Below are 17,293 nucleotides of genomic sequence, written 5' to 3'. Positions count from 1 at the left end.
GGGGACGGGATTGGCTGGGTGAACGGTGGCTGCGGACAGGGGGAGGCTGGGTGAACGGTGGCTGCGGGCGAGAGGATGTGAGCCATGGCGGGAACGGCGGCGTGTGGCGCCTAGGAGCGCTCCGCAGGAACGGTGAGGGGCGCAGCCGGAGAAGGGAGAATACGTTCGGCGGAACAGATATAAGAAAAGCCCCTCGGGGGAGGGGCTTGGCGGCTACATTTCGGTCAGGGAGCGGTCACCTGACCATTCGATGTGGAATGTGCCGTCCCGGTCCACACGCTTGAAGGTGTGGGCGCCGAAGAAATCGCGCTGGCCCTGGATTAGAGCAGCAGGGAGGCGCTCGGCTCGCAAGCTGTCGTAGTAGGAGAGGGAAGAGGCAAACACCGGAACCGGCAGGCCCAGTTGCGTTGCAGCAACGACGACGCGGCGCCACGGGTCGATGAGGTTCTCCAGCTCGCCCTTGAAATACGGGTCCAAAATCAAGGCAGGCAGGTCGGCATTGTTGTCGTAGGCCTCACGGATGCGGTCGAGGAACTTCGCACGAATGATGCAACCACCGCGCCAGATTGTAGCCAAGTCACGTGGGTCCACGTTCCAGCCGAACTCCTCGGAGCCAGCCTTGATCTCATCGAAGCCCTGAGAGTAGGCAATGAGCTTTGCGGCATACAGTGCACGGCGAACGTCTTCGACGAACTCGGCTTTATCTACGTTGAGCTCGGTAATGGTTCCGGAGGGCAGCTGGCCCTCCTGGGCAGCTGCACGCTGAGCGGTGGCAGAGGAGAGCGCACGCGCGAACACCGATTCCGCAATGCCGGTGATCGGCACGCCCAGCTCGAGGCCATTAATGGCGGTCCAACGGCCGGTGCCCTTCTGGCCGGCGGCGTCCACGATGACGTCGACAAGCGGGGCACCTGTCTCCGGATCCTTTTGTGCCAGCACTTCGGCGGTGATCTCAATGAGGTAGGAGTCCAGGTCGCCGGCGTTCCACTCGCGGAAAACCTCAGCGATTTCAGCTGGTTCCATGCCTGCACCATAACGAAGCAGCTGGTATGCCTCACCGATAACCTGCATGTCGGCGTATTCGATGCCGTTGTGCACCATCTTGACAAAGTGACCCGCGCCATCCGGTCCAATGTGGGTCACACACGGCGTTCCGTCCACTTCTGCTGCGATCGATTCAAGGATTGGGCCCAGGGTCTCCCAAGACTCTGCTGGGCCGCCAGGCATGATGGACGGGCCATTGAGCGCGCCTTCTTCACCACCGGAAATTCCCGCGCCGACAAAGTGACGGCCCTTAGCCGCCACCTCCTTCTCACGGCGAATGGTGTCCGTGAATAAGGCGTTGCCGCCATCAATAATAATGTCGCCCTCATCCATCGCCTCGGTGAGCTGATTGATGACGGCGTCGGTAGCCGCGCCAGCCTGCACCATGATGATTGCCTTGCGGGGGCGCTCGAGGGAGGCAACGAAATCTTCGACAGTTTCGGACGGGATGAAGGTACCTTCATCACCGTGCTCACTGATGAGCGCGCGGGTCTTTTCCGGACTGCGGTTGTAGACCGCGACGGTATTTCCGTTTCGGGCAAAGTTACGCGCGAGGTTGGAGCCCATTACAGCGAGGCCCACAACGCCAATCTGAGCGAGATCTGTCTTTTCAGCAGTTTGAGTCATGTCCACCATCCTACGTCACCGATATCCACTAACCTGGTGTGGCATGAAACACTCTGAAATCTTTGAAAAGTTTGTCGCGGTATCCCAAACACGGCCGCTCAACGCCGAGGAACTTGACCTCATCAACTCTCACCCACAGGGGCTTGCCGGGCTCATCGGACTGCGCTTCACACACATCTCGGCTGATGAGATTCGCTCCGAGGTCGACGTCGTTCCAGACCACCACCAGCCGTGGGGCGTGGCGAATGGCGGGCTTTTCTGCACGATTACGGAGTCCACTGCATCTGTCGGCAGCCTCATTCTCGCGGGCAAGCCGGTTGTCGGCGTGAACAACAACACAGACTTCCTTAAACCGGTAGCCGAAGGCACCGTCAGCGCCGTCGCTACGCCGCTGTACAAGGGCCGCCGCACGCAGCTGTGGGAAGTAAAAATCAGCCAGGGCGATGTACTTCTCGCTGCTTCCACACTGCGCACCATGGTGGTGCAGTAGCCCCTACAGCCAGTTATTGCGCCGGAACCACCACCACATTCCGGCCACGACCAAGACCATGAGGCCAATTGCCCCGTAATAGCCCCAAGGAAAATGCAGCTCCGGCATGACATCAAAGTTCATACCGTAGATACCCGCCACGAGCGTCGGAGCGGCCCACATGCCAACCACCGCAGAGATCGTGCGCATGTCGGAGTTTTGCTGCATGTTGATTTTGGCGACGGAGGCGTCGATAAGCGAGGTCAAGCGCTCGTCAAAGCCCGCCACCTGGTCTTGAACGACGAGCTGGTGATCGTTGACATCGCGCAGATAGGAGCGAATCGTCTTCGGAATGAGATCCTTGTGGTCTGCGACCATCGCCCGCAAAGCCGGCGAGAGCGGCACGATCGCGTGCTTCATCTCCAGAATCTCTCGCTTAAACATGTAGATACGGTCAATGTTGGGCAGCGAATTCGGGGTGAAGATTTCTTCTTCTAGTTCGTCGACCTCGATGGCGATGAGGCGGCAGATCTCCGAATAGCGGTCCACCATCATGTCCAGAATCTTCCACGCGAGCGATATGGGGCCCTGCTCAACTAGGTCCTGTTCATCCTGAATCACGTAGGCTAAGTTGGGCAACTTGGCAGAGTGGCGCACCGTGATGATGAACGTATCCCCGATGATCATTTGGATTTCACCCGTGGAAATGATCTGGCGCTTGTCGGCCACTTCGTCGTGGTCACGGTAGTTCACTGACCGTGCCACCACAAAAAGCTGGTCATCGTAGCGCTCTAATTTCGGGCGCTGGTGGGCCTGGACCGTGTCTTCAACGATGAGTTCGTGGATGCGGAACTCAGCCGCCACCTTCGTCATCTGGGACTCTAAGGGCTCATGCAGGCCTACCCACACGAAGCCGCGGCCGTATTCTTCCACGGTTTGCAGCGCGCTGTGCGGGGTGAACTCACCGGGCAGTGCCTCGCCGTCGATGAACACTCGGCAGTGCTCAATGGCGCGCTCGACAGGCACAGAAAAACTCGGCGAATTATTGTCCGAAGTGTTTTTCTTGCGTGGCTTGAATGGTGACGGTACAGATGGCATCGTGTCTCAGCCTCCTTCGCTTCGTATAGGCGTTTTATAAGAGCGGCTAAATCTTACACCTCTAAAGGCCTATACTCGTTGTCATGCCTACCTGGAAAGAAGTAACTGCAGCGAATCCCGCCCATTCCCACAACTTTGCACGGAAATGGAAGACGCTACGGGCCCAGGGCAAGGATATCGATGGGGAAGCCCGGCTTATCGACGCCATGAGTGAACGCCACTCCCGCGTTCTCGACGCCGGCTGCGGTTCCGGACGTCTTGGCGGTGAGTTGGTAAAACGCGGGCATACCGTCGTGGGCGTGGATGTCGATCCCATCTTGATCGAACATGCGGTCAACGATTATCCGGAGGCCCGCTGGGAGGTAGGTGATCTTTCCGAGGAGGAAATCCCCGAGAATAACTTCGACATCGCCGTGGCTGCGGGCAACGTCATGACTTTCATTGCTACCGAAGGGCGTGAGGCGGCCTTGCGCAATGTGTTTAACGCGCTACGCCCCGGCGGCCGCTTCGTCGTCGGTTTTGGCGAGGGCCGCGGCTGGGGCTTTGAGGACTTCCTCGACCTCGCTCGCTCACTGGGTTATCGGGTCGATTTCATCTTTGCATCCTGGGACATGAAGGTCTTTAAGGAGAATTCCACCTTCATGGTGGCCGTGCTTACCCGCCCAGGCGCCGATCTACTGGGCTAACTTTGTGCCTCCGCGGCGAGGCGCCGGAGCCGGTGGCCGTGGTCAACGGGGCCGTGTCCGTGCCCGACGTGGAGCGCATCCGCATGCACGATCGCCTCGTGGAGCCATTCAGTTGCCCATACCAGTGCCTCGTCGAGGGATTGGCCCGCGCCCAAACGCGCCGCTAGGGCAGAGGACAGAGAGCAGCCGGTGCCGTGCGTGTTCTTCGTATCAATCCGCGGGCAGGGCACGCGCGTGATTTCGCCGGAAGGGCTTACGGTCGCGTTATCGGCCTGAGCACCATCGAGGTGCCCGCCTTTGACTACGACCCACGTGTCGTTCTCGTGGGCCCACTCGGTTGCAACAGAAAGAGCATCATCAAAGGTGCGCGGTTCTGCTACGCCCGCGAGGACTGCAAGCTCCGGCAGGTTGGGGGTGACCACTGTCGCGCGGCAAGCCAGCTCACGTACTGCGCGTTCCGCCTCCGGCTCGAGCAGGCGGTCACGGCTGGAGGCGACCATGACCGGATCGCAGACCACCGGCACACCCGCAGGGAGGGAAGTAATGAAGTCGCTCACCGCTTCGGTAATGGCAACAGAGCCCAGCATGCCGATCTTGACGGCGTCGATAGTCACGTCGTCCTTGACACTTTCCAGCTGTTCGCGCAAAAAGTCCACCGGTGGGGTGTGGATAGCGCGCACGCCCTGCGTATTCTGCGCCACCAGGGCGGTCACCACGGCCATGCCGTAGGCCCCAGCGGCCTCAAAAGACTTGAGGTCGGCGTGAATACCAGCGCCGCCCGTGGGATCGGTGCCGGCAATGCTGAGGACACGAGGCAGCGCAGGTTGGCTCACGGTTTTCTCCTTAAGCTAGGCTGTTCTTCCTTCTACCGTACATGGGCAAAGAGAAAGGAGAGAGGATATATCCTCTCTCCTTAAAAGACGCGTAAGACCTAGTGGAGGTCGCGGTCAATCACGTTGCGAGCAACGCGCTGCTGCTGGGTGATCTCCAGATTGCCGCGGTCGCGCGAGAAGGCGTTGAGCAGCCAGTGCAGCGCAACGAGGGTGCGGCTGCGGAAGCCAACGATGTAGAAGATGTGCAGACCAAGCCAGGAAATCCAAGCCGGGAAACCAGCGAACTCAGTCTTGCCCAGCTTGACCACTGCGTTGAAGCGGGAAATGACGGCCATGGAGCCCTTGTCGAAGTACTCAAACGGCTCGGCCTCGTTAGCGGTGGACTCTTCATCGATCTTGGCCTCGATGAGCTTGCCCACGTGGTTGCCACCTTGGATGGCCACCTGGGCCACACCCGGAAGGCGGTTGAGGGAAATCATGTCGCCGACGATGTAGACGTTCTTGTACTCACCAACCGTGAGGTCCTCGTTGACAGAGACGCGGCCGGCACGGTCCGCCTCCACGCCTGCCTGGTCAGCGATAAGCTTGCCCAGCGGGGAAGCAGCGACGCCGGCAGACCAGATCTTGGTCGCGGCCTCGATGCTGACCTCTTCCTCGGTCTTCATGTTCTTGTAGGTGACGGCGTCAGCGGTGACGTCGGTAACCATGGCGTTGAGGCGCACGTCAACGCCCAGCTTCTCCAGGGTGCGCTGAGCCTTGCGGCCGAGGCGCTTGCCAAACGGAGGAAGGACCTGCGGGGCACCATCCAGCAGGTAAATCTTGGCGGAGGAAGAACCGAAGTTGGAGTATTCGCCAGCAAACGTACGCTGTGCCAGCTCAGCAATCTGGCCGGTGAGCTCAACACCAGTCGGGCCAGCTCCGACGATGACGAAGGTCAGCAGCTTCTCACGCTTGGCAGGATCTTCTTCCAACTCAGCCTTCTCGAAGGCGGAGATGATGCGGGAGCGGATCTCGAAGGCGTCGTCAAGCGTCTTCATGCCCGGTGCGTGCTCGGCAAAGTGGTCGTTGCCGAAGTAGGATTGACCAGCGCCGGCGGCGACGATGAGGGAGTCGTAGCCGTAGGTGCGAACCGCGCCGTCAAGTTCTGCGGTGACGGTCTGATCCTTGATGTTGACGTCGGTAACCTCACCGTTGACGAAGTTGACGTTGTCCTGGTGGCGCAGGATCTGACGCGTGGACGGGGCGATCTCACCGGCGGAGATGACGCCGGTGGCGACCTGGTAAAGCATCGGCTGGAAGAGGTGGTGGTTCTTCTTGTCGATCAGGGTGATCTCAACATCCGCGTCCTTGAGCTTCTTAACGGCGTTGATGCCGCCGAAGCCGGCACCGATAACAACGACGTGGTGGCGGCCGTTACTAGGACGGTAGGGGGTGTGCGCCATGGTGATTGAATACCTTCCTTAAGAAAGCTAGATTATTTTACCCGAGTTAGTCTAAACCTTTCTAGCGGTACATGCATACTTTATGGGTTATTAACTGGCTTTTTAGGCCGCGCCTCCACCTGTTCGTGGCCCGCCCGTTTTAGTCTAAGAAAATACGTGTGTGCGATGAGGAAGGCTGGCTAGAGCGTGTATTCCCACTTGGCTTCGATTGACGCTGCGGCGTGGCCGGGCGTGGCCACCGTACCTTCTTCACGCCTGCTGCGTTTCAAAAGCGACCGGTCGGAGGCGGAATTTGCGCAGGCGTGTTCCAAAGCTGGGGTCGAGTTGGACGGCGAGGACCCAGATCTAGCCGTGCTTCACGACGCCCTCTTCTCCCGCATCGCCGATTCTGGCTGGCTGGGCTTAGCCGAGTCTTATATGGCAGGGGAGTGGACGACGCCCGATTCCGATCGTTTGGTCAACGTTCTCCTGCGGCTGCTGGGGGTGGGCTACCGGCCGAAGGCGAAAGAGCTTGCGGTGGAGACTTCGAGCCCGGGCGAGCTGCCTCTTGATGTGGTGAAACTGTATGCGGGTGATTCCCTCAGCCATTCGGGCGGCATCTTTGCTAGCGGCGTTCCCACAACGGTGCGTGAAGCGGTGCGCAGCTATAGTGCGCGGGTGGGGAGCAAAGAACCCAAAGAGCACTTCGTCGATGTGACAAGTGTGACCGAGCCGACGCACACCGACCGTGAGGACTTGGGCGATGCGCAGCGCCGCGCTGCACAGTGGCTTCTCGACGCCACCCGCACCGGCGCCGGCACACATCTTCTGGTTTATCCGGCGACTGGTCTGCAGGTAGCAATTCAAGCCGTTGCCCGGCGCGCCACCGTTGACGTCCTTACGGGGGATGCTGAGCAGCAGGCGCTGTTCGACGAACAACTACTCCTTGAGGGAGCCGCTGATTCTGTCCATGTGCAGGGCATCGAAACGGCGTTGCCCAATCCGAAGCAGTGGCGCGGGCGCTATGACGCGATAGTGAGCGTGGAGAAGCTAGAGACGCTATCGGCTCCCGAGCGCCGGCGCTATGTGCAGATGCTGGATCGCTCGCTGGTCAGCGGTGGGCGAGTGGCCATGGGATCGCTCTTTGCTACCGAGGCGATGACTCCGGCCGCCCAGTCCGCGATTCAGGTTCTGCGAGCTTATATATGGCCTGGCCTGGATTACCCGACGCTGGAGGAGACCCACCGACTCTTCGATAGGCGCTCCAACCTGCGCATCATCGCTCAGACCCACACCGGAACCCACTACCTGGAAACGCTTCGTTACCAGCGCAGCTTCTTCGACGGGCGGCACCGCGAAGCTGCGGCAGCGGGCTTCGACCAGGTTTTCCGCCGCCTTTGGACGTTCCAGTTTGCTCTCCGCGAGGCGCTGCTCACCTTAGGGATGCTGGATGCGGTGCACGTGGTGGCGACCCACCGCAACCGCGGAGGCCGCCGTTAGCGGTCTACACTGGGCGGCGCCAGAAGCACAACCACTTTGCGGCTCGGAGGAAGAGAGTATGGCAGACCGCACAGGTATTATCGCGCACCGAGGTTATAACGGGTGGTACCCGGAGAACACGTACCGTGCCTTCGAGAAGGCTCTCAAGCTTGATGTGGCCGGTGTGGAGTGTGACGTCAACCTGACCAAGGACGGGGAGGTTGTGGTTATCCACGACCAGACTGTGGATCGCACGTCGGATGGCACCGGCTCTGTCGGTGACATGACACTGGAGGAGCTGCGCGGACTCAACTTTGGTACCCACGAGGATCCTCAACGCATCCTGCTTCTCGACGAACTTGTGGACCTCATCGAGTCATACCCCGGAAAGCAGCTGCTTATCGAGACGAAGCACCCGTCTCCTTTCGGGGCGCGACTCGAAGAGTCGGTGGCCGAAGTCCTGCGCAACCGACATCTCGATGCCGATCCACGGTTCAGCCTGATTTCCTTTAACCCTGAAGCAATTGCGCGCTTCCGAAGCCTATTGCCATCCCTGCGATCCTTTCTTCTCTTGGAACCGGATGCGGGACTACCAGATTCTCTCGAGGGCGCTTCGGGCTTCGGGCCTTCCATTCGCCAGGCGCGGTTGGAAGCTGATTTCTTTGCAGGCGTCGACAGTCAGTCCTACGTATGGACGGTGAATTTACCGAAGGACATGGAGTGGTGTCGTAACAACGGGGTAGAGCTCATGGCAACGGACTTGCCAGAGCTAGCACTCGACGTTGTGCGCGCAGCGAGTTAGCGCCAAGCTACGCTCGGAGCCGTTGTGTTCATGGCCGCAAAGGTCTAGCTATATCGACGGTGGCACTCCCGTATTCAGGAGTTTCTATAGATTCCTCTCCTGTGCGTTTATGTGATGTAACCCACGCGTATGGGGTGCTTTTGTGGGTGCGGCCCCGGGAATTTTCTTTTTGTTTATTCAATCAAAACGTCGAGTAAACTTTTTGTTTACTGACTTGGTCTAGTTTTTTCTGCATGGCAAAAACCATCCCCGCGAGCGGGCGAACGGCTACGATCCCTCCTGTTACCGAGAAGCCGATCGTCTCCGAGGAGTACGCGCGCCACCCACGCAAGCGAAAGCTCGACTGGCGCCAGATCGGCCTAGCGGCATTGCTGATTGGCCCGAACCTTCTCCTTCTCATTCTTTTCACCTATCGACCACTGGTCGATAACATCCGCATCTCTTTCTTTAACTGGAATATTTCATCGCCGACGATGACTTTCGTCGGTCTGCAGAACTACATCGACTGGTTCCAAGCGCCAGATACGGGACGCGTGGTGTTCAACACTGTCGTCTTCACCTTCTTCGCGGTGGTCGGTTCGATGGTGCTGGGGCTAGCGCTGGCATTGCTTCTGGACCAGAAACTGTTTGGCCGCGCGGCGGTGCGCTCAATTGTTTTCGCGCCCTATGTCATCGCGGGCGCGGCGATTGGCGTTGCCTTTCAGTTCGTCTTCGATCCCAACTACGGTCTTATCCAATACTTCCTGGGCTTAATCGGGGTCGATGTGCCGAACTTCTACCAGCAGCAGAACTGGGCATTGTTCATGATTACGGTGACCTACGTGTGGAAGAACGTCGGCTACGTTTTCGTCATCTATCTTGCTGCTCTGCAGGGGCGCCGGCGCGACCTCGATGAGGCTTCGGAGATTGACGGCACTCCGGCCGCGCGCCATTTCTTCCGTGTGGTCCTGCCGCAGCTTCGCGGCACCACGTTTTTCTTGTTAATCACCGTGCTGCTCAATTCCTTCCAAGTCTTCGACATTATCAACGCGATGACCGGCGGTGGACCGTTTGGTTATGGAACCTCCACGATGGTTTTCCAGGTGTACCAAGAGACGTTCATCAACAACCGTGCCGGCTATGGCGCTGCCGTGGCCACCATCATGTTCCTCGTCGTGCTTGTCATTACGGTGCTGCAGATCAAGTTGCAGGAAAGGATGGATAAGTAAATGTCCGAAAAACGCGCAATTCCGGCTTCCATCAAGGTGGGGCTCCCGCAAGCGAAAGGTGAGCTTCCACCGGTTCCTGGTTCGCAGTCCCTCGCAGCCCCAGTCATCACCGAGGCCCAGCGCAACCGTAAAGGTGAGCCGGCTGATCACGGCCATCCAGCAACGAAGGTCGTCGGCTATATTGCCTTGGTTCTGACAGTGCTGATGATTGTGGTGCCGCTGTACTTCATCTTCATCACCAGCTTTAAGTCCTTCCAGGATGTGTACTCGGATCCGATTTCTTTCTGGCCTAATCCTTTCAAGGAAGAAAACTATTCCTATGTCTGGCAGACCTCTGGCTTCTCGAGTTATCTGAGAAATTCCATCATCATCACGCTGATTCTCACGGTGGTGGAGGTAGTCCTCGGAGTGCTGACTGCCTATGCCTTCGCTTTCATTCGCTTCCCCGGCCGGAATCTGTTGTTTTTGCTCATCATCGCCTCGTTGATGGTGCCCAACCAGATCACCATTATTTCGAACTACTCGTTGGTTGCGTCATGGGGTTGGAGAGACACCTACGCTGGAGTCATCATCCCGTTGGCGGGCGTGGCGTTCGGTGCCTTCCTCATGCGCAATCACTTCCAATCGTTGCCGCCGGAGATTCTCGAGGCCGCGCGCATGGACGGGGCAGGATTCTTCACCACCTTGTTCCGAGTGGTCCTGCCCATGTCGTGGCCAACGCTGTCCGCGTTCGTCCTGATCACCGTGGTCAATGAGTGGAACCAATACCTGTGGCCCTTCCTGATTACGGATACACCGGCTGCAGCCACCCTTCCGGTGGGCCTGACCCGCTTGCAGGATGCGGAAGGCGTGACCAACTGGGCGCCGGTGATGGCCGGCACAGTGCTGACAACCCTGCCCATGATCATCATCTTCCTCATACTCCAGAAGCCGATGATTAAGGGCCTGACTGCTGGAGCAGTCAAGGGCTAGCCTGCCTGCCATCCCGAGGCCCAACTCGAACAAGTCCACCCAACTCTTCACTTCTCAAGGAGAACCTCCCCATGTCTCATAAAATTTCTACTCGCATCGTTGCCGCTTGCGCGGCGCTTGTCACCACCATGTCCTTGACCGCCTGTGCAGGTGGTTCGACCACCGCAGGGAACGACTCAAAAGACGGCGGCGACGCCAACACCATCACCTTCTGGTCCAACCACCCGGGTTCCTCCCGTGACATAGAGCAAGAGCTCATTGATGAATTCGAGAAGGAGAACCCAGATCTGAAGGTCGAACTGGTCACCGCAGGCTCCAACTACGAAGAAGTTGCACAGCGCTTTAACGCTGCCCTCGCAGGTGGCGACCTTCCCGACGTTCTCGTTGCTTCTGACGTCACGTGGTTCAACTTCGCACTGAATGAAGCCACGACGCCTCTCGATGAACTCTGGGAGATGAACAACATCAACTATGAGAGCTACGTCGACACCCTGCGCGAAGACTACAAGTACAACGACAAGCACTACGGCGTTCCGTATTCCCGCTCCACGAACCTGATGTACTGGAACACCGATGACCTCAAGGCGGCTGGCCTTCCCACCGACCGTGGCCCGAAGGACTGGGAAGAATTCGACGAGTGGGCCACCAAAATCAAGGACAAGCTCGACAAGCCGGCCGTCACCGTCCCGGATGGCTCTAGCTATCTCGACTGGTACTTCCAAGGCATGATTTGGGCCTTTGGCGGTTCTTACTCTGATGAGTGGGAACCGAACTTTACCTCGAAGGAGTCCATCGAAGCCGGCAAGTTCTTGCAGGACCAGGTCAAGGCCGGTCACATCGAAATCTCCACCGACCCGACTGTAGCCTTCGGCTCTGGCAAGGCCTCTGGATTGCTGGAGTCCACCGGTTCCCTGGGCGGCCTGAAGGAGACGGCGACGATTCCATTCATCACCACCTACTTGCCAGGCCCCGGTCCTTCGGCAGCCACCGGTGGTGCTGGTCTGGCCGTGCCTGCTGGAATTTCTGACGAGCGCAAGGCTAACGCGGTCAAGTTCATTGACTTCCTGACGAACACCGAGAACACCATCAAGTTCTCCCAGAAGACGGGTTACATGCCGGTGCGCAAGGACGCCCTGGATGATCCAGAGGAGAAGAAGTTCTTGGAGGAGAACCCGAACGCCCAGACGGCAATCGAGCAGCTCAACGAGAACACCAAGCCGCAGGATTACGCTCGCGTCTTCGTACCGGGTGGTGGACAGCGCATCGGTGGCGTTCTTGATCGCATCACTGTGGGCAATGAGGACGTGGAGTCCGCATTCGGTGACCTGCAAAAGGAGACGCAGAGCGTTATCGACCGCGACATCACCCCGAAGCTCAAGTAACACTTCGGATCGTTTGAAAGGACACCATGGCTACTGTTGAATTCCGCCAAGCTTCCAGGATTTATGATCCGAAGAAGCCCCCGGCGGTCAGCCGCATTAACCTCGATATCAAAGACGGCGAGTTCCTAGTACTCGTCGGACCGTCTGGTTGCGGCAAGTCTACGACGTTGCGTATGCTCGCTGGGCTTGAGCCGATCGACGAAGGCCAGATCTTCATCGACGGGGCCGACGTTACCGAGACCCGCTCGCGGGACCGCGATGTAGCCATGGTGTTCCAGTCCTATGCGCTGTACCCCAACATGACAGCGCGCCAGAACATGGCGTTTGCATTGCAAAATGCCAAGGTGGATAAGGCAACCATCGAAGAGCGCGTGAGCTTCGCTGCGAAAATGCTGGAGCTGGAGGACCTTATTGATCGCAAGCCCTCCGCAATGTCGGGTGGTCAGCGCCAGCGTGTGGCCATGGGACGCGCTATCGTGCGCCAGCCCAAGGTCTTTCTCATGGATGAGCCCCTCTCCAACCTGGATGCGAAGCTCCGCGTATCCACGCGTGCGCAGATCCTTCAATTGCAGCGCGAGCTCAACACCACCACGGTCTATGTCACCCACGACCAAACTGAGGCAATGACCATGGGTGATCGCGTGTGTGTCCTCAAACAGGGCATTATTCAGCAAGTCGACGCGCCTAAAAAACTGTATGAGAACCCCGGTAATTCCTTCGTCGCGACGTTCATCGGTTCGCCGGCTATGACTCTCATCGACAATGTACCTTTCGTTGACGGCCGTGTTGTCAGCGGCAAAGATCATGCGTTGGACTATTACATGCCACGGGAGCAGGCCGCGAAGGTGGGAGCGGAGCACGTCCTCGTTGGTGTTCGCCCAGAGAATTGGGAAATCATTGGCGTCAACCAGCCAGGTGAACAGTATGGGATACTGGTTCGGGTCGGTATTGTGGAGCACTTAGGCTCCGAGCTGTACGTCTATGGTGCGCGCGAAGAGTCGGCCAATGACGGAACCGTGGTCCGCGGTGGCCGGATCACAGTGAAGGTGCCGCGCGGCATTGACGTGCACCAGGGCGACACGATCTACCTGCGCCCAATGAAGGGCGGGTGCGTGTTTTTCGCCCCGGACACCGAAATCAATTACGACTATCTCTAACCCGGCTCCACCACATCTGTTGCGCCGGTGGCAGAGCTCCCGACGAGGAGTATTGCCACCGGCGCGTTGCTATGGAGTGACGACCGGACGGGAGGCCCGCTCCAGCAGCACTGCGATTGATTCATAGGTCCGCCCGGAGATCATCTCCAGGCCCATTTCGCAGGTGCGGTTATCGGAGACGAAGGCGTCGAAGTGTTCCGCGTCGAGAGAAACGCGCTCCTCGCGTGTGGCGGACTCGACAAGCTCCGGGTGCAGCATGACACGGTCACCGGCGGAGCCACAGCACATCGCGCCCTCCGGGACTTTGGCAGAGCCGCAGAGGTTTGCCAGGTCAACGAGCGCTTGGCTCATACCCATGTGGTCAGTCGAGCAGGTTGGGTGTACGGCGATGCTGCCCATGTTTTTCACGATGGGCAGGTGTGGGGCGATTTCATCGCGCAGCCATTCCACGACATCGAGGATGCGCAGATCCTCCCAAAGCTTGCGGTCAGCAGGGGAGAGCACCTCAGGAACGGAATCTAGCAACCCGTGGGTGCAGCTGGCAGCATCGACCACGATGGGCAGCTGGCCGTGCTCCGACCAATGCCAGAGGTCGCGCACGATCTTTTGAGCCTGGTACTCAAATCCTTCCTTGTAGCCCTTGGACGACCACGGTGTACCACAGCAATCGCCCGCGACGTCCTCCGGAATCCACACTGGCTGGCCAGCGCGGCGTCCTAGTTCCACGATGGCGCGCGGGAGGTCGACTGAATCCTTGGCCGCGCCGGCTGGGCGGCCGAAGATGCGGTTGATGCAGGCAGGGAAGTAGAGTGCGCCAGCGCCCTCGCGCGGGGTTTCCGGCAGACGCGATGCGGCCTTCGGAAGCGGCCCCGGGACGGTGGGCAGCAAGTCGGGAGCTACCACGTTGCGAGCCATGTTGGCGCCCAGCTCGAGGGGCTTGTGGGGAATCTTGTTGGCGGAGATGATGCCAGCGCGGGCAAGCTTTTCCACCAGTTCCCAGCGCTGCGCCGTCGTCAGTGCCACCTTCTCGCGGGCCGGGGTAGCCTGTTGCGCGCGCAGCTGCTTCATGACCGCACCTGTATCGATGCTAATCGGGCAGGGGATAGAACAGGTGCCGTCTGCGGCGCACATGTCGACTGCGTCGTACTGGTACTCCTTCTGTAGCTGCGCCAGCACCTCCGAGCCTTCTTGCTGCCGGGCCATCTCGCGGCGCAGCACGATGCGCTGGCGTGGGGTCACCGTGGCGTGGCGCGAGGGGCAGACAGGCTCGCAGAAGCCGCACTCCACACACGGGTTGATTTCATTCTCGACCTTCGGGAAGGACTTGAAGTTGCGCAGGTGGATGGTTTGGTCGCGTGTAAGCTTCACGTTCGGCGCCAGGATGCCCTTGGGATCGATCATGTTCTTGACTTCCCAGAACAGCTCGAAGGCCTCTGTGCCCCACTCGTGCTCCAGGAAGGGAGCCATGTTTACGCCGGTGCCGTGCTCGGCCTTCATTGAGCCCTGGTACTTATCAATGACCAGCTCGGCCAGATCATCCAAGAACGCGGCATAGGACTCGCGCTCTTCCTCGACATCAAAACGCGGGGTGAAGAAGAAGTGCAGGTTGCCAAAAGCAGCGTGCCCCATGACGGATTCCGGGTAGCCGTACTTAGCCTGCAAGTCCAACAGGTCTGCTGCGGCTTCGCCAACCTGAGAGGGCGGGAAGCAGACATCCTCGGTGATGTACGCCGTGCCGTTCGGGCGGTCTGCGCCCAGCAGGCCATAGAGGCCGTTGCGCAGCTCCCACGCACCGCGCATACCTTCCGCGGTGGTGAGGAATTCGAGGGGGCGGAGTAGTGGGGCGTCGGCAAGCACGGTGCGTAGGCGATCCATGGCCTTGTCCAAATCTGCCTCGTCGCTGCCGCCCACCTCGACGAGAAGTGCCGCGGCATCATCATCAAGGTTGCGCCAGGATTCCGGCGCATGCGCATAGTGCTCGGCGGAGCGGCGCATCACGGGGGCGACGAGAAGCTCGCAGGCTTCCGCGCCGGTTTCCATGATGGGGTGCACGTAGTTTGCGGCATCACGCAGGTTGGGCAGCTCGACCCACGTCGTGGCCTTCACACGCGGTAGCTTCACCGTGCGGATGACGGATTCCGTGATGGCGCCGAAGATGCCCTCGGAACCGATGAGCAGGCGCTTGAGGATGTGCACGGGTTCGTCTTCATCGAGGAAGGCGTCAATTCGCAGCCCATTGGTGTTGCGGATGGAGAACTTAGTGCGCAGGAAGTCCACCATCTCGGTATTAGCGCGCAGCTTGTCGCGGAAGGCCAGTAGATCGGCGTGGAGCTTTGGCTCCTGCTTGCGGAAGGCCTCGTCCCCACGGGACGTATCCACGATGGTGCCCGAAGGTAGGACGAAGATGAGCTCTTCAATGCTGTGGTAGCTATCGCGCTCTAAAGAGCAGCGCATGCCGCCGGAGTTATCGGCCAGCACGCCACCGATGGTGCACACGGACGTGGATCCCGGGTCCGGCCCCAGCATGAAGCCGTGGCGGGAGAGTACCGCCTGGGCATCGCCCAAGATGACGCCGGGGCGGGACCACAGCTTGCGGCCTTCTTCGCGCACCTCCATGCCGCCGAAGTGGGTTTTGACATCGACGAGGATGTCATCGCCCATGGCCTGGCCGTTCAGCGACGTTCCTGCTGCGCGGAAGGTCATGTGGCGATCGTGAGTATCGCAGTACTTCATCAGCGCAGCGAGGTCCGTGGCGTTGCGCGGGGAGACCACGATGTTCGGGATGGAGCGGTAAGGGCCGGCATCAGAGGAGAAGCGCACGAGGTCGCTGAGACGTCCGTGCACGTTCTCGTGACCAACGATGGCTTCCATGTCCGCCACCAGCTCGGCGGGGGAGCCGTTCTTGTAGTGTGCAGAAACCGCGTCGGCCTGGCTCGTGGTGCCGGCTGGGCGGGAGAAACGAGAGGAATCGGGGCTTAAAAGCTTGGACATATTTCTAATCTATCGCGTGACAGTAAATCTGGACCAAAACGGGTACGTGAGGTTCATCATATGGGATACTCAATTCATCTAGTGAGACATACTCTGGAAAGGAAACACCATGACGAACCCGCGTACAGAGGGGGAGACCGGCGAGAAACTCGCCGTCTACATCTTTCCCATCGTTATTATTGCCTGCGCCATTGTCGCCTTTGTGAGTCCCAGTACCTTTGAACCGGTGGGGCAGTACACCTCGCAGTTGCTCATGGTCATCATGTTTTCCATGGGCCTTACCCTGACTATTCCGGACCTGGCCCTAGTGGCGAAGCGCCCGCTGCCCATCTTCTTGGGCGTTATTTGTCAATTTGCCATCATGCCGACGAGTGCTGTGCTCGTGGCGAAAATGCTAGGGCTTTCCGACGCCGCCACTGTCGGCCTCATCCTCCTCGGGTCTGTGCCCGGCGGTACTGCCTCCAATGTGATGGCTTACCTGGCTAAGGGCGATGTAGCGTTGTCGGTGGCGATGACTTCGGTGTCAACCCTCGTCTCGCCGATCATGACGCCGGTGCTCATGCTGTGGTTGGCGGGACAAACCGCAGAGGTTGACGGTGCCGGCATGGTGTGGTCGCTGGTCCAGACCGTCCTCATTCCGGTGGGCCTGGGCCTGTTGCTGCGCGTGATTGCTACTAAAGCTGTGGACAAGGTTCTGCCGGCCTTGCCGTGGGTGGCCATCGCTGGCATCGGCGGCGTGGTCATGGCGGTGGTGTCAAAGTCCCAGGACAAGCTCGTGACCGTGGGGCTCGTGGTATTCGTGGGCGTGGCTATCCAGAATCTCATCGGATTTCTTTTCGGCTACTATCTGGCGAAAATTGCTCGCCAGCGCGAGGCAGCGGCACGCACCACGGCAATTGAAGTGGCGACCCAGAACTCCGGTCTGGCCTCGGCATTGGCGCTGCAGTTCTTCACTCCGGAGGCGGCGATTCCGGGTGTGGTCGCCGCGGTGTGGGCAAATATTACTGGTGCGCTCTTCTCCGCCATCGTGCGCCGTAAACCCATCGAGGAAGATGCGAAGGCTGCTGAAGCTGCTGTTACTGCGTAGTTTCTAGGCAGGCTGAGTAGATTAAGGGCTCGTGATA

General features: G+C 59.3%; 14 protein-coding genes. 9 read left to right on the top strand and 5 right to left on the bottom strand.

Features of this window, described 5'->3' with window-relative positions; all coding sequences use genetic code 11:
* Window positions 1-213: 213 nt before the first annotated feature.
* Window positions 214-1,671, bottom strand: coding sequence for an NADP-dependent phosphogluconate dehydrogenase (gndA, locus tag HMPREF2896_RS03670; protein WP_070446654.1), 1,458 nt, complete (start codon window positions 1,669-1,671; stop codon window positions 214-216).
* A 43-nt stretch (window positions 1,672-1,714) separates the two neighbouring features.
* Between gndA and HMPREF2896_RS03665 the strand changes: the two genes are divergently transcribed.
* On the top strand, window positions 1,715-2,161 hold the full coding sequence (locus tag HMPREF2896_RS03665; protein WP_070446653.1) for a PaaI family thioesterase: 447 nt from the start codon (window positions 1,715-1,717) through the stop codon (window positions 2,159-2,161).
* Between the two features lie 3 nt (window positions 2,162-2,164).
* Here the strand turns inward: HMPREF2896_RS03665 and corA are convergent, their stop codons facing one another.
* Window positions 2,165-3,238 (bottom strand): magnesium/cobalt transporter CorA, encoded by a 1,074-nt coding sequence (corA, locus tag HMPREF2896_RS03660; RefSeq protein ID WP_070643624.1) that lies wholly within the window; start codon window positions 3,236-3,238, stop codon window positions 2,165-2,167.
* Between the two features lie 83 nt (window positions 3,239-3,321).
* Between corA and HMPREF2896_RS03655 the strand changes: the two genes are divergently transcribed.
* On the top strand, window positions 3,322-3,924 hold the full coding sequence (locus HMPREF2896_RS03655) for a class I SAM-dependent methyltransferase (protein ID WP_070643622.1): 603 nt from the start codon (window positions 3,322-3,324) through the stop codon (window positions 3,922-3,924).
* Here HMPREF2896_RS03655 and thiD read toward each other — a convergent pair.
* The gene (gene thiD / locus HMPREF2896_RS03650; RefSeq protein WP_070717814.1) at window positions 3,921-4,757 is read right to left on the bottom strand and encodes a bifunctional hydroxymethylpyrimidine kinase/phosphomethylpyrimidine kinase; all 837 of its coding nucleotides are present in this window, start codon (window positions 4,755-4,757) and stop codon (window positions 3,921-3,923) included. The two genes, HMPREF2896_RS03655 and thiD, sit on opposite strands and share 4 nt — an antisense overlap.
* A gap of 98 nt (window positions 4,758-4,855) precedes the next feature.
* Window positions 4,856-6,199 (bottom strand): NAD(P)/FAD-dependent oxidoreductase, encoded by a 1,344-nt coding sequence (locus HMPREF2896_RS03645; RefSeq protein ID WP_070643616.1) that lies wholly within the window; start codon window positions 6,197-6,199, stop codon window positions 4,856-4,858.
* A 186-nt stretch (window positions 6,200-6,385) separates the two neighbouring features.
* Between HMPREF2896_RS03645 and HMPREF2896_RS03640 the strand changes: the two genes are divergently transcribed.
* From HMPREF2896_RS03640 to HMPREF2896_RS03615, 6 genes are all read left to right on the top strand, one after another.
* Window positions 6,386-7,678: a class I SAM-dependent methyltransferase gene (locus HMPREF2896_RS03640; RefSeq protein WP_070717811.1), complete on the top strand. Its 1,293-nt coding sequence runs from the start codon at window positions 6,386-6,388 to the stop codon at window positions 7,676-7,678.
* A gap of 58 nt (window positions 7,679-7,736) precedes the next feature.
* Window positions 7,737-8,459, top strand: coding sequence for a glycerophosphodiester phosphodiesterase (locus tag HMPREF2896_RS03635; protein WP_070717808.1), 723 nt, complete (start codon window positions 7,737-7,739; stop codon window positions 8,457-8,459).
* A gap of 233 nt (window positions 8,460-8,692) precedes the next feature.
* Window positions 8,693-9,667: a carbohydrate ABC transporter permease gene (locus HMPREF2896_RS03630; protein ID WP_070717805.1), complete on the top strand. Its 975-nt coding sequence runs from the start codon at window positions 8,693-8,695 to the stop codon at window positions 9,665-9,667.
* The gene (locus HMPREF2896_RS03625) at window positions 9,668-10,639 is read left to right on the top strand and encodes a carbohydrate ABC transporter permease (protein ID WP_070717804.1); all 972 of its coding nucleotides are present in this window, start codon (window positions 9,668-9,670) and stop codon (window positions 10,637-10,639) included.
* A 71-nt stretch (window positions 10,640-10,710) separates the two neighbouring features.
* Entirely contained in the window at window positions 10,711-12,021 is a 1,311-nt protein-coding gene (locus tag HMPREF2896_RS03620; protein WP_070717802.1) for an ABC transporter substrate-binding protein, read from the top strand.
* A gap of 26 nt (window positions 12,022-12,047) precedes the next feature.
* A complete protein-coding gene (locus tag HMPREF2896_RS03615) occupies window positions 12,048-13,178 on the top strand; it encodes an ABC transporter ATP-binding protein (RefSeq protein ID WP_070717801.1) in 1,131 nt (376 codons plus the stop codon).
* Between the two features lie 69 nt (window positions 13,179-13,247).
* Here HMPREF2896_RS03615 and HMPREF2896_RS03610 read toward each other — a convergent pair whose 3' ends face one another.
* Entirely contained in the window at window positions 13,248-16,169 is a 2,922-nt protein-coding gene (locus HMPREF2896_RS03610) for an FAD-binding and (Fe-S)-binding domain-containing protein (RefSeq protein ID WP_070717797.1), read from the bottom strand.
* Window positions 16,170-16,278: 109 nt separating this feature from the next.
* On the opposite strand from HMPREF2896_RS03610, the gene HMPREF2896_RS03605 reads away from it, so the two are divergent.
* Window positions 16,279-17,256 (top strand): bile acid:sodium symporter family protein, encoded by a 978-nt coding sequence (locus HMPREF2896_RS03605; RefSeq protein ID WP_070643609.1) that lies wholly within the window; start codon window positions 16,279-16,281, stop codon window positions 17,254-17,256.
* Window positions 17,257-17,293: the final 37 nt, after the last annotated feature.

The sequence above is a fragment of the Corynebacterium sp. HMSC069E04 genome, assembly GCF_001813175.1.
GTDB lineage: Bacteria > Actinomycetota > Actinomycetes > Mycobacteriales > Mycobacteriaceae > Corynebacterium > Corynebacterium aurimucosum.
This window is presented reverse-complemented; position numbering and strand designations above follow the sequence as displayed.

What these genes read in the sequence shown, in the direction of transcription:
- HMPREF2896_RS03620 (WP_070717802.1), top strand. Translation starts at nt 10,711, where the DNA reads ATGTCTCATAAAATTTCTACTCGCATCGTTGCCGCTTGCGCGGCGCTT.
- HMPREF2896_RS03645 (WP_070643616.1), bottom strand. Translation starts at nt 6,199, where the DNA reads ATGGCGCACACCCCCTACCGTCCTAGTAACGGCCGCCACCACGTCGTT.
- HMPREF2896_RS03625 (WP_070717804.1), top strand. Translation starts at nt 9,668, where the DNA reads ATGTCCGAAAAACGCGCAATTCCGGCTTCCATCAAGGTGGGGCTCCCG.
- HMPREF2896_RS03665 (WP_070446653.1), top strand. Translation starts at nt 1,715, where the DNA reads ATGAAACACTCTGAAATCTTTGAAAAGTTTGTCGCGGTATCCCAAACA.
- corA (WP_070643624.1), bottom strand. Translation starts at nt 3,238, where the DNA reads ATGCCATCTGTACCGTCACCATTCAAGCCACGCAAGAAAAACACTTCG.
- HMPREF2896_RS03655 (WP_070643622.1), top strand. Translation starts at nt 3,322, where the DNA reads ATGCCTACCTGGAAAGAAGTAACTGCAGCGAATCCCGCCCATTCCCAC.
- HMPREF2896_RS03630 (WP_070717805.1), top strand. Translation starts at nt 8,693, where the DNA reads ATGGCAAAAACCATCCCCGCGAGCGGGCGAACGGCTACGATCCCTCCT.
- HMPREF2896_RS03610 (WP_070717797.1), bottom strand. Translation starts at nt 16,169, where the DNA reads ATGTCCAAGCTTTTAAGCCCCGATTCCTCTCGTTTCTCCCGCCCAGCC.
- HMPREF2896_RS03605 (WP_070643609.1), top strand. Translation starts at nt 16,279, where the DNA reads ATGACGAACCCGCGTACAGAGGGGGAGACCGGCGAGAAACTCGCCGTC.
- HMPREF2896_RS03635 (WP_070717808.1), top strand. Translation starts at nt 7,737, where the DNA reads ATGGCAGACCGCACAGGTATTATCGCGCACCGAGGTTATAACGGGTGG.
- HMPREF2896_RS03615 (WP_070717801.1), top strand. Translation starts at nt 12,048, where the DNA reads ATGGCTACTGTTGAATTCCGCCAAGCTTCCAGGATTTATGATCCGAAG.
- gndA (WP_070446654.1), bottom strand. Translation starts at nt 1,671, where the DNA reads ATGACTCAAACTGCTGAAAAGACAGATCTCGCTCAGATTGGCGTTGTG.